Raw genomic sequence first — 13,468 nt, 5'->3', positions numbered from 1 at the left:
TGAGCGCGCATTCTCAAAGCGTTCTTACGCACTTACAATTTAACCCTTTATGCTGTTACTGAAAGTAATGAGGTAAACGATGCGAACCATGGAACGAACTCGCAACGATCTGGCGGCCTTCTTGCGCGCGCGGCGTGAACGGTTGTCACCGGCCGACGTCGGCCTGCCCAGTGGAGGGCGGCGGCGCACACCCGGGCTGCGCCGTGAGGAAGTCGCGGCGCTCGCCGGGGTCGGACTGACCTGGTACACCTGGCTGGAACAGGGGCGCGACATCGGCGTGTCGGCCGCCTTTCTGGATAACCTGGCGCGGGTGCTGAAACTGGATGCCCCCGAGCGGCGGCATCTGTTTTTGCTGGCGCACGACCGCCCGCCGGCTGAACCGGGCAAGACCTGGTGCGTGGTGCCACCGCTGGTAGTGCGCTTGATGCACGACCTGCCGCACGCCGCATACGTGCTCAACCTGCGCTGGGATGTGCTGGCGTTCAACGCTGCGGCAGAGGATCTGTTCGGTTTCGACCGGCAGGCCCCGGCGCGGCGCAATCTGCTGTGGATGCTGTTTACCGATCCGACCCTGCGCGAACGCTTCGCCCGTTGGGACCAACAGGCACCGCAAATGCTCGCCAGTTTCCAGCGCGACTATGCGCGCGCCTCGCAGGAGGCCGACATTCAGGCACTGGTCGATGAGCTGCAAAAAGCCTCGCCGGATTTCAGTCTCTGGTGGCGTCAGCATGACGTACAAGCGCCGTGCAACGGTGTACGCCAATTGCTGATCGACGGCATCGTCGAGCCGTTCGAACACACCACGTTGACCATCGATGCTGACCGGCATTTGCGTCTGGTGGTGTACGCCAGACAGTGATGGGCGCGCGCTGGCCTAGCGTATCCAGAGACTTGAAAAGCCTGCGGCCAACGCCACCAGCGCGGTGTTGAGGCAAACCAGCGCGAAGCCGAACCTCACCAGTTCGCCTTCTTCCGTGGCCTGGGTCTTGGCCAGTCCCAGTATCAGCATGACGATCGACAACGAACCCAAAGCGGCATGGCCTGCCGCGCTGTTTTGCGCCGCCGCCAGCAACAGGCGCGAGGCCTCGGGCAGCATCGCGATGGCCGGCATGAAGATCGCGTTGCCGCCGACATTTGATCCGGTCATGTAGCCGGACAGGGCGCCCAGCAGGCTCACCAGTGAGGTCGCCATCGTCGGTGAGAGGCCGGCGAGCAGTTGCATCAGACCGGCGAGAAATCCGGCCTTGACCATCATCTGCGACATCGCCAGAAAGAAAAATATCGTCAGCAACGGCCGCTTGGCCCGCGCCGCCAGTGCGGCCGGCAGGCTGACATCGGGATTCGCTGAGCGCGGTATATTTCGCCCACGAATGACCAAGCCGAGCAGCACCAACAGCAAGGCAACACCCGGCGAGGCCAGGGGTTTCCAGGTGACTTGAGTACCGTGAACGATCCACAGATCCTGCCAGGCGGTGAGCGCCCACAAGGTTTTCAAAGCAACAATGCTGACAATCAGCGCCAGGTACGGCCAGGCCTGACGTGGCCAGTGCACTGAACCGTGGCCGTTGTGGCGGCGATGCAGACGCCACAAGCCACTGGCCAGAACGGCGCTGGCGGTGACCAGGCCCGCCGCCACACCGGCGACTTCCGGCCCCAGCCAGCGACTTGCCGCGTAGAGCACGCCGACAAACAACAACCAGAACAGACCCAGCGCGCGCCATTCCCGCGCCTCACGCACGCCGGCCAGGAACAACGCCAGCGCACTCAGGACGAGAAACACCGGTGCACTGGTCAGCGCTGACGCCGCCGCCAGCGCTCGCACGTCGAGGTGCGCCAGTGAAGCGCCGATCACCGAGGCCAGGCCCAGCGTTCCCCACGGCATGATGGCCATGCCGGTCAGGGCAATGCGCAGCGCCACCCGGCGTTCGAACAGGCTCAACAGCAAAGGTACCGTGGCGATCAACGACACGCCGAAGCCGGTCATGGCTTCCAGTAGCGGCGCCAGTCCGAGGACGATGAACACCAGTTGATCGCCGCGTCCCAGCCCCAGCGAACTGACCCAGCGGCTCAGCGCCAGATTGACCCCCAGCCGCTCAATGACAATCACGAACGCCAGCCCCGGCACGATCACGAAAGCGGTGCTGGCAAACAGCACGGCAGTGTCCTCGGCCGCCGCGATCATGCTCGTCAGGTGCCACGCATCAGCGACGCCGGCGAGCCACAGCACCACCACCAACAAGGTGCCGGCGATCGCCGCGTGCACGGGCGGGCGACGCAGCACGACGAGCATGGCGGTGACCAGGAAAACCGGAGAAAGATGAAACAGAGCGACCATGCCAATGAAATCCTGTGTGAGTTCGCACTGCGAAGGCAGGCGGCGAACTCGATAATATTTCTCACGGCTAGATAAAGGGTCGCGGTTTTCTGCTAGTTTTCGAGAAAATTTCTCACGGATCGATCATGGCCAAAAACCTTGCAGCTGCCGCCTCACTGGACAAGTTCGACCGAGCCATCCTCGACCTTGTCCAGCGCGACAACACCACGCCGCTTCGGCTGATGGCCGAGCAAGTCAACCTCAGCACCGCCGCTGTCCAGCGCCGTATCAAACGGATGGAAGAGGCTGGCGTGATCACCGGCAACGTCGCCATCGTCGACCCGACGGCGGTAGGGCGGCCGATCACCATCATTGTCGAAGTCATGGCCGAACGCACCAGCCTCGAAGCACTGGAAGCGATGAAGGCGCACTTTGCCGTCCCCGAAGTCCAGCAGTGCTACTACGTCACTGGCGAAGTGGATTTCGTCCTCGTGTTGACGGTGGCCAGCATGCAGGAATACCAGCTGTTGGCACGCAAGCTGTTTGCCGAAAACGCCAATGTGACCTGGTTCAAGACCATTGTGGCGCTGGACCGGGTCAAGGTCGGGCTGGAGGTGCCGAGTATGGTTGACTAGTGGTCTGCTGTTAATTGTCGCTTTTAAGTTGACGGTGAAACGCTATTCAGCCGATTTATCCCCCTTCGATGCGTCAGTAATCTGTACCCAACTTGAACGCAACAACAACTTCCAACATCGAAAAGGGACGCAGACCATGACCACTCCAACCTACAACCGCCTGAACAAAGACGACGCCATCGTGCTGCTGGTCGATCACCAGACCGGGCTGATTTCGCTGGTGCAGGACTTCTCGCCGAACGAGTTCAAGAACAACGTGCTGGCCCTGGCTGACCTGGCCAAGTTCTTCAACTTGCCGACCATCCTCACCACCAGTTTCGAACAAGGCCCGAATGGCCCGCTGGTACCGGAATTGAAAGAGATGTTCCCGGATGCGCCGTACATCGCCCGTCCAGGCCAGATCAACGCCTGGGACAACGAAGATTTCGTCAAGGCGATCAAGGCCACTGGCCGCAAGCAGATCATCATTGCCGGTGTGGTAACCGATGTCTGTGTCGCGTTCCCGACGCTGTCGGCGCTGGCGGAAGGTTTTGATGTGTTTGTGGTCACCGATGCTTCGGGGACTTTCAACACCACCGTGCAGCAGGCCGCATGGAGCCGCATGACCCAGGCCGGTGCGCAGATGATGAACTGGTTTTCGGTAGCGTGTGAGCTGCACCGCGACTGGCGCAACGATATTGAAGGCTTGGGCAACCTGCTGTCGCAGCGCATCCCTAACTATCGCAACCTGATGAACAGCTACTCGGCGCTGACGGCGCAGCAGAAATAAGCTGAAGCCGTGAATCGAAAAGCCTGCTTATAAAGCAGGCTTTCTTTATTGGCGAGCCTGAAAAATGGTTGGGCGCTATCCGGCGAAGACGGCAGGCCAAACCGTGCGATGGCGCGCCTCAGTCAACCCTGGCAGCCATCAGGTTCCTCACCCGCAAGACCAACGTGTCGACCGCAAAAGGCTTGGTCAATACCTGCATGCCTGGCCCGAGCTGGCCACTGCCGAGCACTGCGTTTTCGGCGTAACCGGTGATGAACAGGGTCTTCAACCTGGGCCTGATCTGCCTGCCCGCATCGGCCATCTGGCGTCCGTTCATGCCGCCTGGGAGGCCGACATCGGTGATCAGCAAATCGATGTGTGCACCGGAGCGCAGCGCTTCCAGGCCTTCGACACTGTCGGCGGCTTCGAGCAGGTGGTAGCCGAGGTCGCCCAATACGTCTTTAAGCAGTGTTCGAACGGTGGGTTCGTCGTCGACGATGAGGATCGTTTCACCAGTTTTTGCATGCGCTGCCGGCGTGCTGCGCAGGTCAGCTTGATCGTGGCGGGTCTCGCCGTGATAGCGCGGCAGATAGATGCACATCGTCGTGCCTTGGCCCACTTGCGAATGCACGCGCACCTGGCCGCCGGATTGTTTGGTAAAACCGTAAATCATCGACAACCCCAGGCCCGTGCCCTGGCCGATGGGTTTGGTGGTGAAGAAGGGGTCGAAGGCTTTGGCGATGACCTCTGCGCTCATGCCCGTACCGGTGTCGGTGACGCACAGGCACAGGTATTGCCCTTGGGGGATGTCCAGCGCGCGGGCTGCTTCATCGTCGATCGATCGATTGGCGGTCTCGACCGTTATTCGCCCCCCGTCAGGCATCGCATCGCGGGCGTTGATGCACAGGTTCAGAAGCGCGTTTTCCAGCTGGCTGGCGTCGACGAGTGCCGGCCACAGCTCGGCTGCAGCGTGGGTTTTCAGGCGAATACTGGGGCCTACGGTGCGCTGGATCAGTTCGCTCATGCCATCCACCAGCGAGTTGACATCCGTCGGCCGTGGATCAAGGGTCTGTCGTCTGGAGAAGGCCAGCAGGCGATGGGTCAGTGCCGCTGCACGCCTGGCCGCGTCCTGGGCGATCACCATGTATTTGTCGACGTCCTTCAGACGGTCCTGGGCGATGCGCTTTTGCATCAATTCCAGGGCGGCCGAAATGCCGGCCAGAAGGTTGTTGAAGTCATGCGCCAAACCGCCCGTCAGTTGCCCGACGGCTTCCATTTTCTGCGATTGGCGCAGCTTCTCTTCCGCCTGCATAAGGTCCGTGGTGCGCTCCGACACCCGCTGTTCCAGCGTGTCGTTGAGTGCGCGCAACGCCGCCGTCGCGCGGTCGCGTTCCGCTTCGACGTTGCGACGATCTTCAACATCGATTAGCACGCCGGGAAAGCGTCGCGGCGTGCCGTCATCGGCGCATTCGACGCGGCCGTTGGCTTCGATCCAGGTGTATTCTCCATCCGCACCGCACACCCGGTATTGATGGGAGTAGGCGCCGCCACGGGCAATCACTGCGTTGATCGCATCCGTGAGTTCGTCCCGGTCATCAGGATGCACGGTGGTCACCACTTGTTCCAGGCTCAGGCCGTCACGCCCCAGCGCCGGATCAAGATTGAACACCCGGGCGAAGGCTTCGTCGACGGTGAAACGGTCGGTGAGCAGGTCCCAGTGCCAAGTGCCGATAATCGCCCCTGCGGCGAGGGCAAGTTGCACGCGTTCGACGTTTTCCTTGGCGATGGCCTCGCTGACGCGCAGACGCTCCTGGGCATCGCGCCGCTCGGTGACGTCGCTGAAGAAGATTGCGATCTGCCGATCCGCAGGATCTCCCACCCGCACGGCTCGCACATCGAACCAGCGCTCGAAGGTGTTGGCGTAGTTTTCGAAGTTTGCCGGTTCACCGGTCTTGGCGACGTGCCCATAGGTTTCGAACCAGAAGCTTTCCAGGTTGGGCGCAAACTCGGTGACCCATTTGCCCCGCAGGTTGACGCCGGCCTGACGTTCGAACGCGGGGTTGGCCTCGACGAAGCAATAGTCCACGGGGTGATCATCGGCGTCGAACTTGACTTTGACGATGGCGAACGCCGCCTCGATGGTTTCCAGAATCGTGGCGAAGCGCTCTTCGCTCAGGCGCAATGCGGTTTCGGCTCTGCGTGAGCGTGTCAGGTCGAGCATGGCGCCAATCATGCGCTCGGCCCGGCCATCGGCGTTGCGGATCAGGTGCCCGCGATCCAGCACTTCAGCGAAGGTGCCGTCTTCACAACGGAACCGGTATTCCGCGTTCCAGGCTGTGCCGGAGCCATTGATCGCGGTATCGATCGATGCCTTTACACGCGCGCGATCCTGCGGATGAATCTGCGCAAACCGCCAGTCACAGGTCGGCTCGATGGTGCCCGAAGCATAGCCATACGCCTCTTGCAGTGCATCGTTCCAGGTGATCTGGTCAGTCCGCAGATCCCAGTCCCAGACCGCGTCGCAGGTCATCTTGACTGCCAGACGCAGGCGCGTGACTTCGGACTCGAGTTCCTCGCGGGTAAGGTTTTTCAGAATTCCACCACTCGTGCCTTGTTGATTTTCTGGTCTGAGTCCAATCAGTGTGTCGAACGCACATCCAGTCGCCATCTCACCCATTGACCGGGGGCGTCACGCTTAAGTTGCACCGCGGCAAGACACCCGCAACGTTCAGAGCGCTTCGCCGTTATCCAGTGTGTCGAGCAGCCGCTGGCCGCGCTGCCACAATGCCCGCTGTTTCACTTCGGGCATGCGGTCGAGGTTTTTGTAGATCATGCCCATGCGCTGATTGCCACGCAGCAAATCGCCATGGCGCATGAGGAAATGCCAGTACAGCGCGTTGAACGGGCAGGCGTCGTCCGTAGTGGTTTCGCGCACCTTGTAGGTGCAACCGCCACAGTAATCGGACATTCGATTGATGTACTGGCCGCTGGCACAGTAAGGCTTGGAGCCGAGATAACCACCGTCGGCGTGCATGACCATGCCCAGCGTGTTGGGCAGTTCGACCCAATCAAATGCGTCCATATAGATGGCCAGGTACCATTCGCAGATCTGGCTCGGTGCAATCCCGGCCAGCAGGGCGAAATTGCCGGTCACCATCAAACGCTGGATGTGATGGGCATAGGCGTGTTTCAGGCTCTGACCGATCGCCTGGCGCATGCAGTTCATCTGCGTTTCGCCGGTCCAGTAGAACTCCGGCAAGGGCCGCTGGTTACCGAACACATTGCCCTCGGCGTACCCGGGCATTTTCAGCCAGTAGACGCCATGTACATATTCACGCCAGCCGATCAGTTGCCGAATAAATCCCTCGGCGGCATTCAGTGCGATGTGGCCCGACCAATAAGCGGACTCGACATCGCTGCACAACTGGCGCAGATCGAGCAAACCGATGTTCAGTGCGGCGCTGATGCGCGCATGAAACAGATAGGGTTCGTCGCTGGCCATGGCGTCCTGATAGTCGCCGAAACCGGCCAGTGCATAGTCGAGAAAGTATTCCCACAGGGTCTGCGCGTCGGCGTGTGTCACCGGATAGTTGAAATCATCCAGTGCACCGTAGTGACCGGCGAAACGCTCGCGCACCAACGCCAGCACTTCGTCGGTTATTGCATCGGCGGTAAATCTGGCCGGGTAGGGCGCTTTGGCATTTTTCGGCAGAGCCTTGCGGTTCTCGGCATCGTAATTCCAGGCGCCACCGACGGGCGTGCCGTCGCCATTGAGCAACAAGCCGCTTTTACGGCGCATCTCGCGGTAGAAGAACTCCATGCGCAGCTGTTTTTTCTCGGCAGCCCACGCGGCGAATTCGTCGCGAGAACAGAGGAAGCGCGTGTCGGTGTGCCATTGGATAGCAACCGCGCAATCACGCAGAGATTGCTCCAGACGCCAGTCGCCGCACTCAGTGACGTGTACTTCTTGCGCCTGCAGCAGGGTTTGCCAGCGCTTTAATTCGCTGGGCACTGAACCCGAGTTTTCGTGATCGTCGAGGCGCACGTAGTGCACAGGTATGCCGCGCCTTTGCAGGGCTTGAGCAAAGTGGCGCATGGCGCTGAAGATCAGGGCGATCTTCTGCGGATGATGGGCAACGTGCGTCGCTTCCTCCATCACCTCGACCAGCAGCACTGCATCACCAGCGCCATCAATCCCCTGTAATGAAGCGAGGTCGAAAGACAGTTGGTCGCCCAGAACCAGGCACAAGCGTTTGACGTTTTTCATTTGAAAGGCTTCAGCCCGATCGAAGGCGCAATGGGTTGCCGTGAACCGGCAAGGGTCTGCTTTCAAATAGTTGTACGAAAATATGGATTTGTATAGGTATTTTTCGCGAAGGGTCAGCTATGCCAAATCATTCAGCGCTGGCGATAGCGCCTAAAGCATGCGCTCCCAAATAATGGTGGCGCATGCTTTGGGTCTTCTGATGCTTAGCGATTACCCGCTATAAACAGGGTAATCAACGTAGCCTTCGGCATTGCCGCCATACACTGTGGCCGGGTTCAAGGCGTTCAGCGGCCAGTCATTGGCGATGCGTGCGGGCAGATCCGGGTTGGCCATGAACGGCCGGCCGAACGCGACGAAGTCGGCCAGTCCGGAGTCGAGCAACTGCGCACCGGATTCGGCGTTGTAGCGGCCGGCGTAAATGATCGCGCCACTGAAGGTGTCGCGCACGGCCTGGCGAAACGTGAGCGGCATGGCGGGTGCGTTGTCCCAATCGGCTTCGGCGATGGACAGGTAAGCAATGCCGACGTCTTGCAGAATCTTGATCGCTTCGATGTAGGTGGTGTGCGGGTCTTCCTCGACCATGCCGAGGTAAGTCCGCGCTTCATCGGTGGTGGTGAACAGCGGCGCAAAACGTACGCCGACCTTTTCCTTGCCGATGCATTCGGCGACACCGGCCACCACTTCACGCAAAAAGCGCAGGCGATTGTCCAGCGAACCACCGTACTGATCGGTGCGCAGGTTGCTGTGGGCCGAGATGAACTGGTTGACCAGATAGCCATTGGCGCAGTGCAGTTCGATGCCGTCGAACCCTGCTTCCATGGCATTGCGCGCCGCCTGGATATACAGCTGCACCAGTTCCTCGACCTCATCGGTGCTCAGCGCGCGCGGCGCCGAAGGCGGTACCAGTGCGCCGGCGCCCGGCGCGGTTTCGATGAACACGCTGACCCGGTCGGTGGTCACGGCGGACGCCGAGACCGGCGCCGCACCGTCGGGTTGCAACGCGGTGTGCGACACCCGGCCAACATGCCAGAGTTGGGCGAAGATCACCCCGTCCACCGCGTGCACAGCCTCGGTGACTTTGCGCCAGCCGGCGATTTGCTCGGCGGTGTGGATGCCCGGCGTCCACGCGTAACCCTGGCCACGCGGCTCGATCTGCGTGCCCTCGGTCACCAGCAAACCTGCGCCGGCGCGTTGCTGGTAATACTCAGCCATCAATTCATTGGCAATGTTGCCCGGTTGCGTACTGCGCTGGCGGGTGAGGGGCGGCAGCACGATACGGTTTTTCAGAGTGTGCAGGCCCAGTGTCGCGGGTTGGAAATAACTGCTGTGGTTCATGCAAATACCTTGTCGACTGGTTTATTAGACCAGTCGACTATTAGCGAGATAAAAAAATAAGTACTGAATAGTCAGTGCTGAATCAACCGAGCATTTTCAACAGTTGTTCGGCCACCGCAGCGGAGCTGGCAGGGTTCTGGCCGGTGACCAGTTGCCCGTCAGTGACTACGTGCACTTGCCAGTCAGCAACCTTCGAGTAACGCCCACCGAGACGCTGGAACTCGTCTTCGATCAGGAACGGCACGACGTCGGTCAGGCCGACGGCGGCCTCTTCCGAATTGGTGAAACCAGTGACTGCGCGACCGGCAATCAGCGGTTGGCCGTCTGCCGCCACCACGTGACGCAATACACCTGGCGCGTGGCAGACAAAACCGTGGGGTTTGTTGCTGCGGTCGAAGGCTTGAATCAAGGTAATCGAATGCGCGTCTTCGGCCAGATCCCACAGCGGGCCGTGGCCACCTGGGTAAAACACCGCATCGAAATCGTCAGCGCGGACATCCGCCAAGCGACCGGTATTGGCCAGTGCCTGTTGTGCCGCTGGGTCGTTACGGAAGCGATCGGTCTCCGCAGTCTGCGCACCGGGCTCGTCGCTTTTCGGGTCGAGCGGCGGTTGACCGCCGGCCGGCGACACCAGCGTGATGTCGGCACCGGCGTCCTTGAAGGCGAAGTAGGGGGCGGCGAATTCTTCCAGCCAGAAACCGGTTTTCTTGCCGGTGTTGCCGAGTTGATCGTGTGAAGTCAAAACCATCAAGATTTTCATAGAGCACCCTGGATTGATCAGGTGGACTCGCCGTGCGAGGGATTCGCCTGGCGTCGACACCCGGAAAAGCGGTTGACGGGGCGCAGCATAGATTCCAATTAGACCAGTCGTCTAGTAATTTTTTCGCGTGCAGGTTTTTCCTCGGCAGCTGTGGCAAACTCGCCATCTTCTGAAATATACGACTGGTCTATTGTCTGGTACTTTGCGCCCCATGAAACCGACTTACGACGACACCCGCCAACATTTGCTCGACACCGGCCACCGGATGATGGCCGAGAAGGGCTTCACCAGTGTCGGCCTCAACGAAATCCTGCAAACCGCCGGCGTGCCCAAGGGCTCGTTCTATCACTACTTCAAGTCGAAGGAGCTGTACGGCCAGGCCTTGCTCGCGGATTACTTCGTCGGCTACCTCGCCGACATGGAGCGACGCCTGACGCTGCCGGGGCTGACGGCTTATGAGCGGCTGATGGATTACTGGCAGGGCTGGCAGGATCGCTGCACGCTGGAAGGGCATGGCGATGAATGTCTGGTGGTCAAACTGAGCGCCGAAGTTGCCGACTTGTCCGAGTCGATGCGCCTCACCTTGCGTGACGGCGCCGAGCAAGTGGTGGCGCGCATCGCCGAATGCATCGAACAAGGTCAGGCGGAAAAAAGTCTGCCGGCGGGCGATGCCCGGCATCTGGCGGAGACCCTCTACCAGCTGTGGCTGGGCGCGAGTCTGCTGAACAAATTGCAGCGCACCGGGCAATCGCTGAACACCTCGATGGCTACCACGCAGCAACTGCTGCGCGTCTGATCATCGATTCAACGGTTCAACAGCGCCGACCTGCCGCAAACCAACGGCGGCAGGTCGATGTTGCGTCACCCTGACGAGATCAAAACTCCGGCGTGTACTTCACGCTGAACATCACATTGCGCGGGTCGCCGAAGTTGTTGTTGCCGTTGAGCTGGTTGTACGCGGAGGTGTAGTAGCGCTTGTCGAACAGGTTGTTGGCGTTGACCGCCAGACCGATTTCCTTGCTCAACTGGTAGCCGAGGCGCGCGCTCCATACGGTGGAGCCCGCCACATCGTAGGTGTGTTCGTAACCCAGCGTATGGCTTTGCGCGGTGAAACCGAGGCCGGTGCTGACGCGTTCCCAATCGCCGCTGAACTGGTAATCGCCCCACACGCGCAACATGTGTTTCGGTGTCCAGGTGCTGAAGACTTTGCCTTCGTTGTCCGGGTCATCCAGGTACTTGGTGGTGTTGTAGGTGTAGCCGGCGAAGAGTTGCAGGTTGTTCAGGACTTCACCGCTGATCTCGGCTTCGATCCCCTGGCTGCGGACTTTGCCGGCAGCGTTGGAGCAATACCAACCGTCGCAGACCATGCCCGACGCGAGGTCGTTGATGGCGCGGTTCTCCTGGTCATAGCGGAATACGGCCAGCGAAGTATTGACCCGGCCATCCAGCAATTCGCCCTTCAAACCGACTTCGTAGTTGCTGCCCACCACCGGTTTCAGTGTTGAGCCACCGGCATCGCGGTTGGTCTGTGGCTCGAAGACGTCGGTGTAGCTGGCGTACACCGCCCACTCGCGGCTCAAGTCGTAGACGATGCCGGCATACGGCGTGACCACGCCGGTTTCCGTCACAGTGCTTTCCGGTTGTGGGATCGCCGCATTGAAGGCTCTTTGCGTCGCGTACTTGTAGCTGTAGTCGTACCAACTGACGCGCGAGCCGAGTACGAGGGTCAGTGGATCGATCGGCTTGATCCGCCAGCTGCCATACAAACCTTTCTGCCGAATATCATATTTGCTCGGCGTGGCTTGGCCGCCCGGCGTGTTGAGAATGCCTTCGTAGCTGATCTCAGGGCGGTCGTGATCGATGTCAAAAATCGTGTCAGTGGTGTTGTTGTTGAAGGTTCGGGCGATTTTGTCGTCGCTGGTGTATTTCGAGTAGTTGCCGCCGAGCATTACTTCGTGGGCCATGGACAGCGCTTCGAACTTGCCGGTGACGTTCATGTCCAGACCGAGCTTGGTCGCATCGAAATCGGTGACGAAGTCGGCGTACTGAATGCCACTGCCATCGGGGTTGATGCCGTCGCCGCTGGTTTGCAGACGCTGGCTTTTGCCCTTGTTGGTTTCGTCCATGCGCACCGCACCGACCTTGAACGCCCAGTCGTCATTGAAGCGGTGCTCCAGATCGGCGTACAGCGTGGTGACGTCGATGTCCAGATGGTTCCAGCGCGCGCCGCCGTAGGTCGAGCGCGGCACGTTCAGCGGCTTGCCGTCGGCGTAGCGGGGCAGGCCACGGATCATCGGGCGCGACTCGCCATCGGAGTTGCTGATGGCCAGACCGAGGGTGGTGTCGTCGCGCAGATCAAAGTCCAGCGCGCCGTACAGCGAGTGGGTTTTGCTCCATTCGTAATCGACGAACGATTGGCTCTGGTCTTCGTCGGCAACGAAGCGACCGCGCACGCTGCCCGTCGAATTCAACGGGCCGCCGGCGTCCAGTTGCAGGCCGTAGTGATCCCACGAACCGGCCTTGCCGGTGATGGTCACGGTGGGCGCGTTTTGGCCGCGCTTGCGCACCAGATTGATCGCGCCGCCGGGGCTGCCGGTGCCTTGCAGCAGGCCGGAGGCGCCGCGCAAGATTTCCACGCGATCGAAGAAAATCAGATCCTGGGTCGCCCAGTTGCCCAAGGCGTAAGTGTTGCGCGGGATCGGTACACCGTCGTACTGCCAGTCATCGATCTGGAAGCCGCGCGAGGAAATGATCATGCCTTTGCCCACGCCCTGAAGGCCGACCAGACCGGTGGTTTTGTTCACCGCGTCTTTGAGATCAACCAGATCCTGATCGTCCAGCTGCTTGCGCGTCATCACGGTGATCGACTGCGGAATTTCCTTGAGCGTGTGCGTGCCTTTGCCGATGGTCACGGCACGCGCGGCGTAGGAGTTCGAGCCTTCGGTGGTAGCGTCGAGGCTGCGTTCAACGATGTTGGTGGCGTCCAGTTGCAGGGAGGCGCTGCTGTCGCTGGCGGGTTCGACGCTGAAGTTGCCTTGCCCCGTCACGCGCAGCTGCAAACCGCTGCCCGACAAGGCTTTTTGCATCGCCTGCGCGGCCGGCATCTGCCCGACCACCGCCGGAGCACGTTTGCCCTGAACCAGCGCAGGCTCCAGCGAAATGATCTGCCCGCTCTGACCGGCGATGGCATTGAGCGTGCTGGCCAAAGGGCCGGCCGGCAGGTTGAACGTCAGGTCTTGCGCCAGCGCTGAGGTCGACAGCGTTGCCAAGGCAACGCCAGCGTAAAGGTTACGGGGCCACGTGTTGAACACAACAATCTCCTGTTTTTGTGCAAGTGTCAGGAGATAGGTGCGATGAGAAATGAAAACCGGACACAAACAAGAACGATTTTCATAAAATATTTTTTCCG

Annotated in this window: 10 protein-coding genes; 4 read left to right on the top strand and 6 right to left on the bottom strand. The window is 60.5% G+C overall.

Going from position 1 to position 13,468, the window contains the following annotated elements; translation table 11 throughout:
• Positions 1 to 79: 79 nt before the first annotated feature.
• A complete protein-coding gene (locus ACQ4MY_RS19255) occupies positions 80 to 859 on the top strand; it encodes a helix-turn-helix transcriptional regulator (RefSeq protein ID WP_008088726.1) in 780 nt (259 codons plus the stop codon).
• Between the two features lie 15 nt (positions 860 to 874).
• On the opposite strand, the gene ACQ4MY_RS19250 is transcribed toward ACQ4MY_RS19255, so the two are convergent.
• Positions 875 to 2,335, bottom strand: a complete 1,461-nt coding sequence (locus ACQ4MY_RS19250) for a transporter (RefSeq protein WP_440096146.1) — start codon at positions 2,333 to 2,335, stop codon at positions 875 to 877.
• A gap of 125 nt (positions 2,336 to 2,460) precedes the next feature.
• Here ACQ4MY_RS19250 and ACQ4MY_RS19245 point away from each other — a divergent pair, with 125 nt between their 5' ends.
• Both ACQ4MY_RS19245 and ycaC read left to right on the top strand, forming a co-directional pair.
• A complete protein-coding gene (locus tag ACQ4MY_RS19245; RefSeq protein ID WP_158836018.1) occupies positions 2,461 to 2,949 on the top strand; it encodes an Lrp/AsnC family transcriptional regulator in 489 nt (162 codons plus the stop codon).
• A gap of 136 nt (positions 2,950 to 3,085) precedes the next feature.
• Positions 3,086 to 3,718 carry an isochorismate family cysteine hydrolase YcaC gene (gene ycaC, locus ACQ4MY_RS19240; protein ID WP_008081401.1) on the top strand — a complete coding sequence of 211 codons (633 nt, stop codon included), beginning with the start codon at positions 3,086 to 3,088 and terminating at the stop codon, positions 3,716 to 3,718.
• Between the two features lie 118 nt (positions 3,719 to 3,836).
• Here the strand turns inward: ycaC and ACQ4MY_RS19235 are convergent, their stop codons facing one another.
• The 4 genes from ACQ4MY_RS19235 to ACQ4MY_RS19220 all read right to left on the bottom strand — a co-directional run bounded on the left by ACQ4MY_RS19235 (position 3,837) and on the right by ACQ4MY_RS19220 (position 10,059).
• A complete protein-coding gene (locus ACQ4MY_RS19235; RefSeq protein ID WP_440096145.1) occupies positions 3,837 to 6,374 on the bottom strand; it encodes a PAS domain-containing protein in 2,538 nt (845 codons plus the stop codon).
• A gap of 51 nt (positions 6,375 to 6,425) precedes the next feature.
• Entirely contained in the window at positions 6,426 to 7,964 is a 1,539-nt protein-coding gene (locus tag ACQ4MY_RS19230) for a cryptochrome/photolyase family protein (protein WP_440096144.1), read from the bottom strand.
• A 210-nt stretch (positions 7,965 to 8,174) separates the two neighbouring features.
• The gene (locus ACQ4MY_RS19225; protein ID WP_440096143.1) at positions 8,175 to 9,299 is read right to left on the bottom strand and encodes an alkene reductase; all 1,125 of its coding nucleotides are present in this window, start codon (positions 9,297 to 9,299) and stop codon (positions 8,175 to 8,177) included.
• A gap of 82 nt (positions 9,300 to 9,381) precedes the next feature.
• Positions 9,382 to 10,059 (bottom strand): type 1 glutamine amidotransferase domain-containing protein, encoded by a 678-nt coding sequence (locus tag ACQ4MY_RS19220; RefSeq protein ID WP_440096142.1) that lies wholly within the window; start codon positions 10,057 to 10,059, stop codon positions 9,382 to 9,384.
• Between the two features lie 211 nt (positions 10,060 to 10,270).
• On the opposite strand from ACQ4MY_RS19220, the gene ACQ4MY_RS19215 reads away from it, so the two are divergent.
• Positions 10,271 to 10,855 (top strand): TetR/AcrR family transcriptional regulator, encoded by a 585-nt coding sequence (locus ACQ4MY_RS19215; protein WP_008081396.1) that lies wholly within the window; start codon positions 10,271 to 10,273, stop codon positions 10,853 to 10,855.
• A gap of 79 nt (positions 10,856 to 10,934) precedes the next feature.
• Here ACQ4MY_RS19215 and ACQ4MY_RS19210 read toward each other — a convergent pair whose 3' ends face one another.
• Complete coding sequence (locus ACQ4MY_RS19210) at positions 10,935 to 13,370, bottom strand: TonB-dependent siderophore receptor (RefSeq protein ID WP_440096141.1); 2,436 nt, start codon at positions 13,368 to 13,370, stop codon at positions 10,935 to 10,937.
• Positions 13,371 to 13,468 lie beyond the last annotated feature (98 nt).

This window comes from Pseudomonas sp. SM4 (genome assembly GCF_051913165.1).
Lineage (GTDB): Bacteria > Pseudomonadota > Gammaproteobacteria > Pseudomonadales > Pseudomonadaceae > Aquipseudomonas.
This window is presented reverse-complemented; position numbering and strand designations above follow the sequence as displayed.

Excerpts from the sequence above, each read along its gene's own strand:
- ycaC (WP_008081401.1), top strand. The coding sequence starts at position 3,086 with ATGACCACTCCAACCTACAACCGCCTGAACAAAGACGACGCCATCGTG.
- ACQ4MY_RS19230 (WP_440096144.1), bottom strand. The coding sequence starts at position 7,964 with ATGAAAAACGTCAAACGCTTGTGCCTGGTTCTGGGCGACCAACTGTCT.
- ACQ4MY_RS19220 (WP_440096142.1), bottom strand. The coding sequence starts at position 10,059 with ATGAAAATCTTGATGGTTTTGACTTCACACGATCAACTCGGCAACACC.
- ACQ4MY_RS19255 (WP_008088726.1), top strand. The coding sequence starts at position 80 with ATGCGAACCATGGAACGAACTCGCAACGATCTGGCGGCCTTCTTGCGC.
- ACQ4MY_RS19245 (WP_158836018.1), top strand. The coding sequence starts at position 2,461 with ATGGCCAAAAACCTTGCAGCTGCCGCCTCACTGGACAAGTTCGACCGA.
- ACQ4MY_RS19215 (WP_008081396.1), top strand. The coding sequence starts at position 10,271 with ATGAAACCGACTTACGACGACACCCGCCAACATTTGCTCGACACCGGC.
- ACQ4MY_RS19250 (WP_440096146.1), bottom strand. The coding sequence starts at position 2,335 with ATGGTCGCTCTGTTTCATCTTTCTCCGGTTTTCCTGGTCACCGCCATG.
- ACQ4MY_RS19235 (WP_440096145.1), bottom strand. The coding sequence starts at position 6,374 with ATGGGTGAGATGGCGACTGGATGTGCGTTCGACACACTGATTGGACTC.
- ACQ4MY_RS19225 (WP_440096143.1), bottom strand. The coding sequence starts at position 9,299 with ATGAACCACAGCAGTTATTTCCAACCCGCGACACTGGGCCTGCACACT.